This is a genomic window from Haemophilus parainfluenzae, from assembly GCF_003252755.1.
Lineage (GTDB): Bacteria > Pseudomonadota > Gammaproteobacteria > Enterobacterales > Pasteurellaceae > Haemophilus_D > Haemophilus_D parainfluenzae_N.
Genome location: NZ_QEPT01000001.1, coordinates 361,760 through 374,183, shown reverse-complemented (window position 1 = coordinate 374,183; position 12,424 = coordinate 361,760). Strand labels below are relative to the sequence as shown.

Here is a 12,424-nt window from a genome sequence, read left to right as displayed (position 1 = left end):
TGAAGGAAGGTAAACATGAAACACGTTTATTCAAAATTAGCTATCACATTATTGGGTTTTGCAGCATTATCAAGCTATGCGCAAACTGATAATAATCAATCTGTTACAGTAAATGGTAGAATTGTTAATAGTGCGACAGATGGTGGCGAATCAGTACAAACTATCTCGGGCAAAAAAAGTGCGGTCGTAAATGGCACCGTTATTACTCACAATGGTGAAACCACATATATCTCTAGTGGCAGTTCATCTTCAGATAAAGTTAATGCCGCTTTAGGTGGACAAGATTTCTCAGGTCAAGATTTAGCAGGGCAATCATTTACCAATTCAGATCTTGCTAATGCAAACTTCAGCAATGCAAATTTACAAGGGGCTGATTTCACAAATACAAATTTAAGTGGGGCTAACTTTCATAAAGCTAACTTAAAAGGCGCTAATTTGACCAATTCGAACTTAGCAGGTGCAGATCTTACTGGTGCCAATTTAAAAGGTGCAATTAAAACAAATATCAATACTCGAGGAGCCAAAACCAAAGGGGCAATTTGGCGATAAGACGACAAGTGATATACAAAAAACAGGCTTTATAGCCTGTTTTTTTTATTCGCTTTTATTTTTACAAAAAAAAGCAAACGTTTGCGCTAAAAGTGCGGTACAATATCCACCGATTTTTTATTCTTATAATTAAAGGTGCAAGCAATGACACAACTTAGTCTAAAAAAAATCTATTCGGGAAAAGTGCGTGATCTTTATGAGATCGATGATAAACGAATGCTAATGGTAGCCAGTGACCGTTTGTCCGCATTTGATGTGATTTTAGATGATCCTATCCCACGTAAAGGTGAAATCCTGACTCAAATTTCCAATTTCTGGTTCAATAAGTTAGCCCATATTATGCCGAATCATTTTACTGGTGATTCAGTTTATGATGTGTTACCAAAAGAGGAAGCTGATTTAGTAAAAGATCGCGCAGTGGTTTGCAAACGTTTGAATCCAATTAAAATTGAGTCTATCGTGCGTGGTTATTTAACAGGTAGCGGGCTAAAAGATTATAAGCAAACAGGGACCATTTGTGGTTTGAAATTACCGGAAGGATTAGTTGAGGCAAGTAAATTACCTGAACCGATTTTTACGCCATCAAGTAAAGAAGAATTGGGTAATCACGATATCAATATCAGCTATGAAGAATGTGAAAAAGCAATTGGCGCAGAGTTAGCGGCACAAGTGAGAGAAAAAGCGATTGCGCTTTATACTGAGGCAGCAAAATATGCGCTGACTAAAGGTATTATTATTTGTGATACCAAATTTGAATTTGGTTTAGATGAAAATGGCACGCTCACTTTAATGGATGAGGTATTAACACCGGATTCTAGCCGTTTTTGGTCAGTTGATACTTATAAAGAAGGCACAAATCCGCCATCATTTGATAAGCAATTTGTACGAGATTGGTTAGAACAAAGTGGTTGGAATAAACAACCACCAGCACCGAAAGTACCAAAAGAAGTGATTGAAAAAACAGTGGCTAAATATCAAGAGGCTTTGGATTTATTAACAAAATAACATTAACAAACTCCCTGCTATGCTTTAGAATAGCAGGGATTTTTATGGATAAAATATTGTGAATAAAAGAGTATGAAATCTGTTGCGATAGTTGGTTTAGGTTGGTTAGGCTTACCGCTGGCGCTGCACTTAAAAGAACTTGGTTGGTGTGTAAAAGGCTCAAAACAATCCCCTGATGATGCTCAGAAATTGCATCAGCTAGGCATTGAAACTTATCCTTTTTCGCTTTCTGACGAAATGAAACGTTTGCCAGACTATATTCGCCCTCTTTTTAATGTAGATGCTCTTATTATCACCCTACCACCTAGCAGTTTTTCTTCTCAACAGTATTGTGAATATCTTGCTTTTTTAACTAATCAAGCCAAGAAACAAGGTGTACAGCATTTGATTTTTACCAGTTCAACTTCTGTTTTTCCTAATATTTCGGGGCAATTTGATGAAAGTTCTCAACTTTCAGCTGAAACAGAAATGGGCAAAACACTGATACAAGCAGAACAGTGCTTGTTCCAATCAGGAATATCGCATTGCGATATTCTTCGACTTGCAGGATTAATTGGTAAACAGCGCCATCCGGTTAAATTCTTAGCAGGAAAATGCAATTTAAAACAGGGCTATTCACCGGTTAATTTGGTGCATCTAGAGGATTGTATCCAGGCTATTAGCGCCTTACTCATGAATCCAAATGGATTGCGAACTTACCATCTTTGTGCCCCTGTTCATCCTACGCGAGCAGAATATTACACAAAAGCAGCGGCATTTTATGATTTATTCACACCACAATTTGAATGTAGTGATTCGGATCCGAAACGAATCATTATGGCAGATAAAATTTGTCGAGATTTAGGCTTCGCTTATCGTTATCCAAATCCCGATGATATGTTAGAAAAGCGCGGTGATTTTTGACCGCACTTTTTAAAGACTTACTCACCATAACCACAATAAAGGAAATAAAATATGTCAAATACGATTCTGCAACATTTACCTAAAGGTCAAAAAGTTGGTATCGCTTTTTCAGGCGGGCTAGATACCAGTGCGGCATTACTTTGGATGCGTCAAAAAGGTGCAGTACCTTATGCTTATACAGCAAACTTAGGTCAACCAGATGAAGATGATTACAATGCAATTCCCAAAAAAGCGATGGAATATGGTGCGGAAAATGCGCGTTTAGTGGATTGTCGTGCGCAGTTAGCCCATGAAGGGATTGCGGCTATTCAATGTGGTGCATTCCATATTTCTACTGGTGGTGCAACCTATTTCAACACCACACCACTTGGTCGTGCGGTAACGGGTACGATGCTTGTTGCAGCAATGAAAGAAGATGATGTGAATATCTGGGGTGATGGTTCAACTTTCAAAGGTAACGATATTGAGCGTTTTTACCGTTATGGTTTATTAACCAATCCAAATTTAAAAATTTACAAACCATGGCTAGATCAACAATTTATTGATGAGTTGGGTGGCCGTTTTGAAATGTCACAATTCCTAATCGAAAATGGTTTTGACTACAAAATGTCAGTAGAAAAAGCCTATTCAACTGACTCTAATATGTTAGGTGCAACTCATGAAGCAAAAGACTTAGAAGAATTAAGCACTGGTATTAAAATTGTGAAACCAATTATGGGCGTGGCATTTTGGGATGAAAATGTTCAAGTAAAACCAGAAGTGGTGACTGTTCGTTTTGAAGAAGGTGTGCCGGTTGCATTAAATGGTAAAACATTTGATAACGTGGTGGATCTTTTCTTAGAAGCAAATCGCATTGGTGGTCGTCATGGTTTAGGCATGTCAGACCAAATTGAAAACCGTATTATCGAAGCCAAATCACGCGGTATTTATGAAGCACCGGGAATGGCATTATTCCATATCGCTTATGAACGTTTAGTGACCGGTATTCACAATGAAGATACTATTGAACAATATCGTATCAACGGTTTACGTTTAGGTCGTTTGTTATACCAAGGTCGTTGGTTTGATCCACAAGCGTTAATGTTACGTGAAACAGCACAACGTTGGGTCGCTCGTGCGGTGACTGGTGAAGTGACATTAGAACTTCGTCGTGGTAATGACTACTCAATCTTAAATACTGAATCACCAAACTTAACTTATGCGGCAGAGCGTTTAAGTATGGAAAAAGTAGAAAATGCACCATTTGATCCAATCGATCGTATTGGTCAATTAACTATGCGTAATTTAGACGTAGCAGATACACGCGGAAAATTAAGTATCTACTCTCAAGTAGGTTTATTAACTGCGGGTAAAGATTCCGTTTTACCACAATTAGGTAAAAAATAATTTTCTCCTTTAAATATAAAAAGTGTGGTCGATTTTGACCGCACTTTTAGTAGACATAATAAAAAAACCTTAGGTTTTAACCTAAGGTTTTTGTTTTTTAGCACGAATTATTTTTTCTCTTCACATTTGTTGATATCGCTACATTTGCCGTAGAGATATAAACTGTGTGCTTTTAATTTGATGCCATGTTGTTCACTGATTTCTTTTTGACGTTGTTCAATAATGTTATCAGTAAACTCAAATACTTTGCCACAATCTTCACAGATAATGTGATCGTGGTGTTCTGTTGGCGCGAGCTCAAAAACAGATTTGTTGCCTTCAAAATTATGGCGAATCAAAATATGCGCTTCATCAAATTGGTTAAGCACGCGATATACAGTTGCAAGGCCAATATCACTGCCTTGCTCTAACAAGATTTTATATACTTCTTCAGCTGAGAAATGTTCATGTTTATGCTCTTGCATTAATGCAAGGATAGTGAGCCGAGGTTCAGTAATTTTTAATCCTGCTTTTTTGAGTAATTTGATGTTTTCTTCAGACATAATGTTCCCTTAAATTTGCTAAATTAGAGATGGTTAAGCTAATTCTGCTAAACACATTTCATCGTAGATTTGTTTTGTCCATTTCTCTACGCGTTCTGCAGTAAGTTCAGGTTGACGATCTTCATCAATACATAAACCGATAAAGTTTCCATCATCTAACAATGCCTTTGATGATTCAAAGGTGTAACCGTCCGTTGGCCAATTCCCTACAATAATCGCACCGCGTGGTTCAACGATATCTCGTACTGTACCGATCGCATCACAGAAATAATCTGCGTAGTCTTCCTGATCGCCACAGCCAAAGATACCGACTAATTTGTCAGTAAAATCAATTTCTTCTAGAGTTGGGAAAAAATCATCCCAGTCAGCTTGTGCTTCACCGTAATACCAAGTTGGAATACCGAAAAGTAAAAAATCATAACCTTCGATATCTTCTTTAGAGCTTTTTGCAATGTCACGAATATCAACGAGTTCGTTGCCTAATTGCTTTTGAATCATTTTTGCAATGTTTTCTGTATTACCTGTGTCACTACCGTAAAATAAACCGACAACTGCCATTGTTCTTTCCTTTTGAAATAAAATTAGGTGAGTAGAAAAAAAGATGAGGGATCAAAGCCCCACAATTTGTGCGAACTATAACATAAATGAATTCTCATTTGAATAGAATAATTCTCATTTAAAACGATTAATTCTTATTTAGAAACCTATCAATAGCACGTATCACAAAATCAGGTTTTTCTGCATGAACCCAGTGCCCACAACCATTGATGGTGAAGGAGGTCGCATTCGGGAATTGTTTTAGAATGGTTTCGGTATATTCAGGTTTAATATAAGATGAAAGCCCACCTTTGATGAAGAGTGTAGGCGTATTAGCGAAGACCTCTTGCCAATCCATTAGCGCCGCATAATGTTCAAAAAGTGCGGTCAAATTGAAACGAAAATATTCACTTGAAGTAGGCTCAAAAGATTTCAACATAAATTGCACCACACTCGGATCGGCAATTTCAGTTTCTAAAATAGGCTTAGCTTGTTGACGAGTTTGTGGCTGCGCTTTTTTTACCGCAAACAAACCACGGAATACATCATCATGTCCAGCACTGCTATTTGCTACGGGGGCAATATCAATGACAACCAATTTTTCCACACGCTGCGGTTGAAGTGCGGTCATTTTCATTGCTGTTTTTCCGCCCATTGAATGACCAATTAAGATTACTTTATCTAATTGAAGGTGATCGATAAGTTGCCATACATCATCAGCCATGACATCGTAATTCATTGTTTCTGAATGAAAACTATGTCCATGATTGCGTAAATCTACGCGCAAAATATTATAGTTATCGCTAAATGCACGCGCGATGACACCAAGATTATTCATATCCCCAAACAAGCCGTGAATGAAAACTAAGGTAGGCGAATTAATTGATTGTTTTGCTTGGTGAAATTGATGGTTTAATAATTGGGAAGATGACATATATTTTGCGTGAGAATTTGGTTAGAAATCGTTATAATGGACGAAAATTTTAGCAAACGGAGAGAAAAAAATGAAGATAATTGAAGTCGATGAAGAATTATATCAATACATTGCGGCACAAACTCAATCTATTGGAGAAAGTGCGTCTGATATTCTTCGCCGTTTGTTGAATTTACCTACTCACGTAACAAGCTCGGTTGATTTCTTTGAGTCTGTAACTTCGACAGAAAACTCAAAAAGTGCGGTGCATTCTGAACCTGTTTTAACAGAAAAAACAACCGAAGTATCTCAACCAAAAGTTGAACCTGTCGAACCGCCAAAAGCAGTGAAAAAACAATCGGATGAAGCAATCAATCACATTGTTGATAAGGTGCGTGCACTCTTGAATTCTGCTGAATTTAAAGAAGAGCCAAAAGCCGTTGTGCGTTTTTTAAGTATATTACGTACGCTTTATCGTACCAATCCAGAAAGCTTTGCACAGGCAACCGAAAGCTTACAAGGCCGTACTCGTGTGTATTTTGCTCGTGATGAAGGAACGTTGCTGGTGGCAGGGAATCATACTAAACCAAAACAAATCCCAGATACACCATATTGGGTGATTACCAATACCAACAGTGGCCGTAAAATGTTGATGTTAGAAGGGGCGATGCAATCTATGCATTTGCCGGAATATTTAATCGACGAAGTTCGCCCTTATTTCGTTAGCAACTAATTCGATGCAACAATTTCCTTGGCAAGCATTTGCCCAAAATTCAGCGTATGCAAATCAGATCGCGTTGCGAAATTCGCAGGGCGATCCTTTTACTTGGGCAGAACTTGCTGAGAAAATTAATCAGGTGGAAGCCTTTCTTTTACAACAAGGTGTGACAGTGCAAAGTGCGGTCGCTTTTTGTGGTAAAAATTCAGAACAGATCTTATTTCTTTATTTAGCCGTTATTCAGCTAGGTGCAAAAATTTTAGGGATCAACCCTGCATTTCCTCAAGAAAAAAGAGAAGAGTTGTGCCAAGTGTATGGCATCGATTTTTGTTACCAAACCGAAGATATTCATTATTTAACTGCTGAAGCATTACCTGAACATAAAGCTGATTTTACAAAAGCGGCAACGATGACGTTAACATCCGGTTCGACTGGTTTGCCTAAAGCGGTGGTGCATAATGTGTCTGCTCATTTAGCTAATGCGGAAGGCGTTTGTTCCTTAATGAATTTTGGCAAAGAGCAATCATGGCTAATTTCTTTGCCGCTTTATCATGTTTCCGGACAAGGTATTGTGTGGCGTTGGCTGTATGCGGGGGCAACCTTAGTTTTACCGAAAGAAGATTTTTATCAATCTATTGGTGAGGTTTCTCATGTTTCTCTCGTGCCAACGCAATTGCAGCGTTGGTTTGATTATTTGGCCGAACATCCACAACCTATCCAAACTCAAGCGGTATTATTGGGTGGTACACAAATCCCTGTAAAATTAACCCAAGCGTTAAGTGAATTAGGGATTCGAAGTTATTCAGGTTATGGTATGACCGAAATGGCTTCTACCGCATTTGCTAAACAATCGGATGGAAAAATAGGTGTGGGGCAGCCTTTGCTTGGCCGAGAGTTCAAGTTAGTGAATGAAGAAGTTTGGCTAAAAGGTGCCGGACTTGCCATGGGATATTGGCGCAATGGGTGTGTTGATCCGCTTACTAATGCTGAAGGTTGGTTCCAAACCAAAGATAAAGGTCAATGGCTAGATAACGAATTAGTCATTCAAGGCCGATTAGATAATATGTTTATTTCCGGTGGTGAAAATATTCAGCCGGAAGAAATTGAAAAAGTGATTGCACAATCAGATTTGGTGAAACAAGTCTTTGTTTTACCTAAACATGATGAGGAATTTGGCCATCGTCCTGTCGCGATTGTTGAATTTCATACCTCATTTAATGAAAGTGCGGTTGAATCTCTCAATGTTTTTTTACAAGGGCGATTGGAACGATTTAAGCAACCCATTGCCTACTATGAACTCCCAAAGGATTTAATCCAAGGGGCAATAAAGATTTCTCGCAAGGCACTCGCCGATTGGCTGTCGCAACAATAGGAAAGTTAGTTTAATGAAAAAAATCTCTCGTGTTTTGACCGCACTTGGTCTTTCATTTGTTTTTACGCTGGCACTTTCTCAGCCTGTTTGGGCAGAGAATAGTAATGCTGATTTACCAACTGAAAAAACACTAAAAAGTGAATTAGCTGAGGCGGAAAAGTTACCGGATGGTGAGGAAAAAATAAATAACGTCGCAACAATCCAGGCTTCTCTTGATTTCTTGCAACAAATTCAAACACAGCAAAAAAATAATAACGATTTGCAAGATACGCTTATTGATGCAGATTCTGAAATTCAGAAGAATAATGCTGATCTTCAAAATCTTAAAAAACAGCTAAGCTCACCAAATAACACCGATTATGCTTCGCAAAGTTTAGCAAATTTGCAGGCTCAGGTTGAGAAACTGACCAATCAACAACAGGATGCCCAATCAGCATTAAGTGCCGTGAATACGCAACTTGCAGGGCAGAGCTCTGTGTCTGAACGTGCTCAAACAGCCTTAACAGATAATGTGAAACGTACGCAAGAGTTGAATCAGAAATTGGCAGATCCAACGACGAGTTCGTTGTTAAAACAGCAAATTCAGCTTGAATTGCAACTGATTGAGCTAAAAAATATCTATAATCAAGTGCTATTAAAAAATAGCGATCAGTTGACAGTGCTTTATCAAAGTCGATATGAACTATTGAATGCGCGTGTTCAAGCGCTACAAAAACAAATTGTAGCCATTCAAGAAGTGATTAATCAAAAGAATTTGGCGCAAACACAAAGCCAAGTTGAACAGGTACAACAGCAAAGTCAAGGCACTGTAAAAAATCCATTTATTCAGAAAGAATTAGATCTGAATGCGCAGTTGAGTCAATATTTACTTGAGCAAACAGAGAAGACGAATACATTAACGCAAGATGAGTTGCGTATGCGCAATGTATTGGACAATTTAACTCAAACCCAACGTACCATTGATGAGCAAATTAGTGCTTTGCAAGGAACGTTGGTGCTTTCACGTATAATTCAACAACAAAAACAAAAATTACCAACCAATTTAAATATTCAAGGGCTTTCAAAACAAATCGCAGATTTACGCGTGAAGATCTTTGATATTACTCAGAAACGTAATGAGCTTTATGATATTGATGCTTATATCAGTAAAATAGAGCAGGATGAAAATAAGTCTTTTACCTCTGCGGAAAAAGCACAATTAACCAGTTTATTGACAGAACGTCGTAAGGTTGCCTCTGATTTGATTAAGTCATTGAATAATCAGTTGAATTTGGCGATTTCCTTAGAGCTAACCCAACAACAGATTACACAAATCAGTGATCAGATTCAGTCTAAACTCGACCAACAAAGTTTCTGGGTAAAAAGTAATAATCCAATTAATCTTGATTGGTTCAAGAAATTACCGATGTCACTTAAGGCACAATTTGATGGTATTGGAAAGAAAATTGGCTTCCCGACAAATTTTGATAATTTGCCGTATTTACTCACTTATGTCTTTATTTTGTTTGTGATTGGTGGGTTGATTTTCAAATTTAAAGAATCGATTAAACAACGTTTGAGCGTGATTAATGGCGAAATTAATACGCTTCGTTCTGACAGCCAATGGCATACGCCACTTGCTTTATTTTATACCGCGCTTTTATCTTTATCAGGTACCCTTTGGTTCTTAGCAGCTTGTCAATTGTTGGGCTTTTTCTTGGTGAAAAATCCACAAGAATTTTGGGAATGGTCACTTCGCATGGCTGCCTATTGGTGGTTCTTTAGTTTTGTTTTAGCGACTCTTCGACCGAATGGTATTTTAGTCCGCCATTTCGGTTTTTCTAAAGAGAGTGCGGCAGCTCTACAAGACGTCACAAAACGTATCATTGTTTCTGTAGTGTTATTACTGAATACATCAATTTTCAGTAATGTTATGGATACAGGCTTAGCCAATGACGTCCTGGGCGAAATTAATACGATTGTTGCCTTACTTTTCTGTATCGTAATTATTGCGCCACGTTTTGTTCGTACAGAAAAATCGTTGAGTTCAAACACAACGGATCAGCGCGATAGAACACTTTTGAAAATTATGCGCATTTTATTGCAATTAGTACCTGTTATTTTAATTGTGCTAATTGCTTTAGGCTATTATTACACCGCCTTAAATTTGATTACACATATTATTAATACCTATATTGCATGGGTTGTGTGGTCGTTGGTGCGTCATACGATTTATCGCGGTGTGACTGTTGCATCAAGACGTTTAGCTTATCGTCGTTTACAAGAAAAACGTCAGCAAAAACAACAAGATTCAAGTGATGCTTCAGCCTCTGATGATGTGGTAGTGATTACCGAACAAGAAGAGGGATTAGCCTTAAATGAAGTACGTAGCCAGTTACTACGCTTTGCCGATCTCTTTATTTGGACCGCACTCTTTGCCATCTTCTATTATGTATGGTCAGATTTAGTTACGGTTGTAAGTTATTTGCGTGATATTACCTTGTGGCAACAAACTTCAACGACTGAAGCGGGCGTGGTGACCGAAACGATTTCACTCTTTAACTTGATTGTTGCTTTAATCATTGTTGTGATTACCTATATTTTAGTGCGTAACATTCAAGGTATTTTAGAAATATTGCTCTTCTCCCGAGTGAAACTTTCACAAGGTACGCCTTATACCATTACAACATTATTAACCTATATCTTGGTTGCAGTGGGTGGCGCATGGGCATTTTCGACGCTTGGGATGTCATGGTCTAAATTACAATGGTTATTTGCCGCCCTTTCCGTTGGTCTCGGTTTTGGTATGCAGGAAATTTTTGCGAACTTTGTTTCCGGTATCATTTTATTATTTGAACGTCCAATTCGTGTGGGCGATACCGTGACCATCAACGATGTAACAGGTACGGTGGCAAAAATCCGTATTCGTGCGATTACCATGATTGATCCTGATCGAAAAGAAGTAATTGTGCCAAATAAATCTTTTGTAACCGGACAAGTGACTAACTGGGCATTATCTAATACCGTTACTCGTTTAGTCGTGTCTGTTGGAGTGGCTTATGGATCAGATTTAGAGCTGGTGAAACGTTTATTATTGCAAGCTGCAAATGAGCAACCAAACATCTTAAAAGAGCCAGAACCAAGAGCGCTATTTTTAACCTTTGGTGCAAGCACGTTAGATCACGAACTACGTGTTTATGTTGGGCAAGTGTCTGAGCGAAATGATACGCTTGATGCACTCAATCGCCGCGTGAATGAGTTATTTGCAGAAAATAATATTGATATTGCATTCAATCAATTAGATATTTTTATTAAGAATAAAGATACCGGCGAAGAAATTCCATTTATTGATGTGGCAAAATTAGCCCAAAATCATTAATTAAAGAGAGAGAATATGGCAGGGAATACTATCGGACAACTTTTTCGTGTGACGACCTTTGGGGAGTCACATGGTATTGCATTAGGCTGTATTGTAGATGGCGTACCGCCGAATCTTGAATTATCGGAAGCGGATATTCAACTTGATTTAGATCGTCGTAAACCAGGTACATCGCGTTACACCACACCACGTCGTGAAGACGATGAAGTACAGATTTTATCTGGGGTGTTTGAAGGTAAAACAACCGGTACCAGTATTGGAATGATCATTAAAAATGGTGATCAACGTTCACAAGATTATGGTGATATTAAAGATCGTTTTCGTCCAGGGCATGCGGATTTTACCTATCAACAAAAATACGGTATTCGTGATTATCGCGGAGGTGGACGATCTTCTGCACGTGAAACCGCTATGCGTGTTGCTGCGGGAGCGATTGCGAAGAAATATTTACGTGAACAGTTTGGCATTGAAGTACGTGGCTTTTTGAGTCAAATTGGCGAAGTGAAGATTGCACCACAGACTATCGATAAAATTGATTGGGATAAAGTGAATAGCAATCCATTTTTCTGTCCAGATGAAAGTGCGGTCGAAAAATTTGATGAATTAATCCGTGAATTGAAAAAAGAAGGCGATTCGATTGGTGCCAAACTAACCGTGATTGCAGAGAATGTTCCTGTTGGTTTAGGAGAGCCTGTTTTTGATCGACTTGATGCTGATTTAGCCCATGCGTTAATGGGGATTAATGCCGTTAAAGGTGTAGAAATTGGCGATGGTTTTGCGGTGGTTGAACAGCGTGGAAGTGAACATCGTGATGAAATGACTCCAAATGGTTTTGAAAGCAACCATGCTGGCGGTATTTTAGGGGGTATTAGCTCAGGTCAGACAATTATTGCAACGATTGCTCTAAAACCAACATCTAGTATTACCATTCCAGGGCGTTCTATTAATTTAGAGGGCGATCCTGTCGAAGTGGTGACAAAAGGCCGTCATGATCCTTGTGTAGGAATCCGTGCAGTCCCTATTGCAGAAGCCATGGTCGCAATTGTGTTACTCGATCATTTATTACGTTTTAAAGCGCAATGCAAATAACTCTTTTAAATTAAGCTTATTTTTCTTTCATTAAAGATAAGAAGATTCGTTT

At 38.4% G+C, this 12,424-nt stretch carries 11 protein-coding genes; 8 read left to right on the top strand and 3 right to left on the bottom strand.

The window, feature by feature from the left end; all coding sequences use genetic code 11:
- The first annotated feature begins 15 nt into the window (after positions 1–15).
- From DPV95_RS01780 to argG, 4 genes are all read left to right on the top strand, one after another.
- Positions 16–549, top strand: coding sequence for a pentapeptide repeat-containing protein (locus DPV95_RS01780; protein ID WP_111406555.1), 534 nt, complete (start codon positions 16–18; stop codon positions 547–549).
- Positions 550–693: 144 nt separating this feature from the next.
- On the top strand, positions 694–1,554 hold the full coding sequence (locus DPV95_RS01770) for a phosphoribosylaminoimidazolesuccinocarboxamide synthase (RefSeq protein WP_111406553.1): 861 nt from the start codon (positions 694–696) through the stop codon (positions 1,552–1,554).
- A gap of 72 nt (positions 1,555–1,626) precedes the next feature.
- On the top strand, positions 1,627–2,457 hold the full coding sequence (locus DPV95_RS01765; protein ID WP_111406552.1) for a Rossmann-fold NAD(P)-binding domain-containing protein: 831 nt from the start codon (positions 1,627–1,629) through the stop codon (positions 2,455–2,457).
- A gap of 51 nt (positions 2,458–2,508) precedes the next feature.
- Positions 2,509–3,843: an argininosuccinate synthase gene (gene argG, locus DPV95_RS01760; RefSeq protein WP_111406551.1), complete on the top strand. Its 1,335-nt coding sequence runs from the start codon at positions 2,509–2,511 to the stop codon at positions 3,841–3,843.
- A 107-nt stretch (positions 3,844–3,950) separates the two neighbouring features.
- On the opposite strand, the gene fur is transcribed toward argG, so the two are convergent.
- The 3 genes from fur to DPV95_RS01745 all read right to left on the bottom strand — a co-directional run bounded on the left by fur (position 3,951) and on the right by DPV95_RS01745 (position 5,856).
- Complete coding sequence (gene fur / locus DPV95_RS01755) at positions 3,951–4,385, bottom strand: ferric iron uptake transcriptional regulator (RefSeq protein ID WP_049366031.1); 435 nt, start codon at positions 4,383–4,385, stop codon at positions 3,951–3,953.
- A 33-nt stretch (positions 4,386–4,418) separates the two neighbouring features.
- Complete coding sequence (gene fldA, locus DPV95_RS01750) at positions 4,419–4,943, bottom strand: flavodoxin FldA (RefSeq protein ID WP_049362803.1); 525 nt, start codon at positions 4,941–4,943, stop codon at positions 4,419–4,421.
- A gap of 127 nt (positions 4,944–5,070) precedes the next feature.
- Positions 5,071–5,856: an alpha/beta fold hydrolase gene (locus DPV95_RS01745; protein ID WP_049374574.1), complete on the bottom strand. Its 786-nt coding sequence runs from the start codon at positions 5,854–5,856 to the stop codon at positions 5,071–5,073.
- A gap of 70 nt (positions 5,857–5,926) precedes the next feature.
- Between DPV95_RS01745 and seqA the strand changes: the two genes are divergently transcribed.
- The 4 genes from seqA to aroC are packed head-to-tail and all read left to right on the top strand — an operon-like array spanning position 5,927 to position 12,372.
- Positions 5,927–6,568, top strand: coding sequence for a replication initiation negative regulator SeqA (seqA, locus tag DPV95_RS01740; protein WP_111406550.1), 642 nt, complete (start codon positions 5,927–5,929; stop codon positions 6,566–6,568).
- Positions 6,569–6,572: 4 nt separating this feature from the next.
- Positions 6,573–7,925, top strand: coding sequence for an o-succinylbenzoate--CoA ligase (gene menE, locus DPV95_RS01735; RefSeq protein WP_111406549.1), 1,353 nt, complete (start codon positions 6,573–6,575; stop codon positions 7,923–7,925).
- A 13-nt stretch (positions 7,926–7,938) separates the two neighbouring features.
- Positions 7,939–11,283: a mechanosensitive channel MscK gene (mscK, locus tag DPV95_RS01730; protein ID WP_111406548.1), complete on the top strand. Its 3,345-nt coding sequence runs from the start codon at positions 7,939–7,941 to the stop codon at positions 11,281–11,283.
- 15 nt (positions 11,284–11,298) lie between these two features.
- Positions 11,299–12,372, top strand: a complete 1,074-nt coding sequence (gene aroC / locus DPV95_RS01725) for a chorismate synthase (RefSeq protein WP_111406547.1) — start codon at positions 11,299–11,301, stop codon at positions 12,370–12,372.
- The last annotated feature ends 52 nt before the right edge of the window (positions 12,373–12,424 follow it).

Bases quoted from the DNA above. Each gene is read 5' to 3' on its own strand.
- menE (WP_111406549.1), top strand. From the start codon at position 6,573: ATGCAACAATTTCCTTGGCAAGCATTTGCCCAAAATTCAGCGTATGCA.
- DPV95_RS01770 (WP_111406553.1), top strand. From the start codon at position 694: ATGACACAACTTAGTCTAAAAAAAATCTATTCGGGAAAAGTGCGTGAT.
- DPV95_RS01780 (WP_111406555.1), top strand. From the start codon at position 16: ATGAAACACGTTTATTCAAAATTAGCTATCACATTATTGGGTTTTGCA.
- mscK (WP_111406548.1), top strand. From the start codon at position 7,939: ATGAAAAAAATCTCTCGTGTTTTGACCGCACTTGGTCTTTCATTTGTT.
- fldA (WP_049362803.1), bottom strand. From the start codon at position 4,943: ATGGCAGTTGTCGGTTTATTTTACGGTAGTGACACAGGTAATACAGAA.
- argG (WP_111406551.1), top strand. From the start codon at position 2,509: ATGTCAAATACGATTCTGCAACATTTACCTAAAGGTCAAAAAGTTGGT.
- DPV95_RS01745 (WP_049374574.1), bottom strand. From the start codon at position 5,856: ATGTCATCTTCCCAATTATTAAACCATCAATTTCACCAAGCAAAACAA.
- DPV95_RS01765 (WP_111406552.1), top strand. From the start codon at position 1,627: ATGAAATCTGTTGCGATAGTTGGTTTAGGTTGGTTAGGCTTACCGCTG.
- seqA (WP_111406550.1), top strand. From the start codon at position 5,927: ATGAAGATAATTGAAGTCGATGAAGAATTATATCAATACATTGCGGCA.
- aroC (WP_111406547.1), top strand. From the start codon at position 11,299: ATGGCAGGGAATACTATCGGACAACTTTTTCGTGTGACGACCTTTGGG.
- fur (WP_049366031.1), bottom strand. From the start codon at position 4,385: ATGTCTGAAGAAAACATCAAATTACTCAAAAAAGCAGGATTAAAAATT.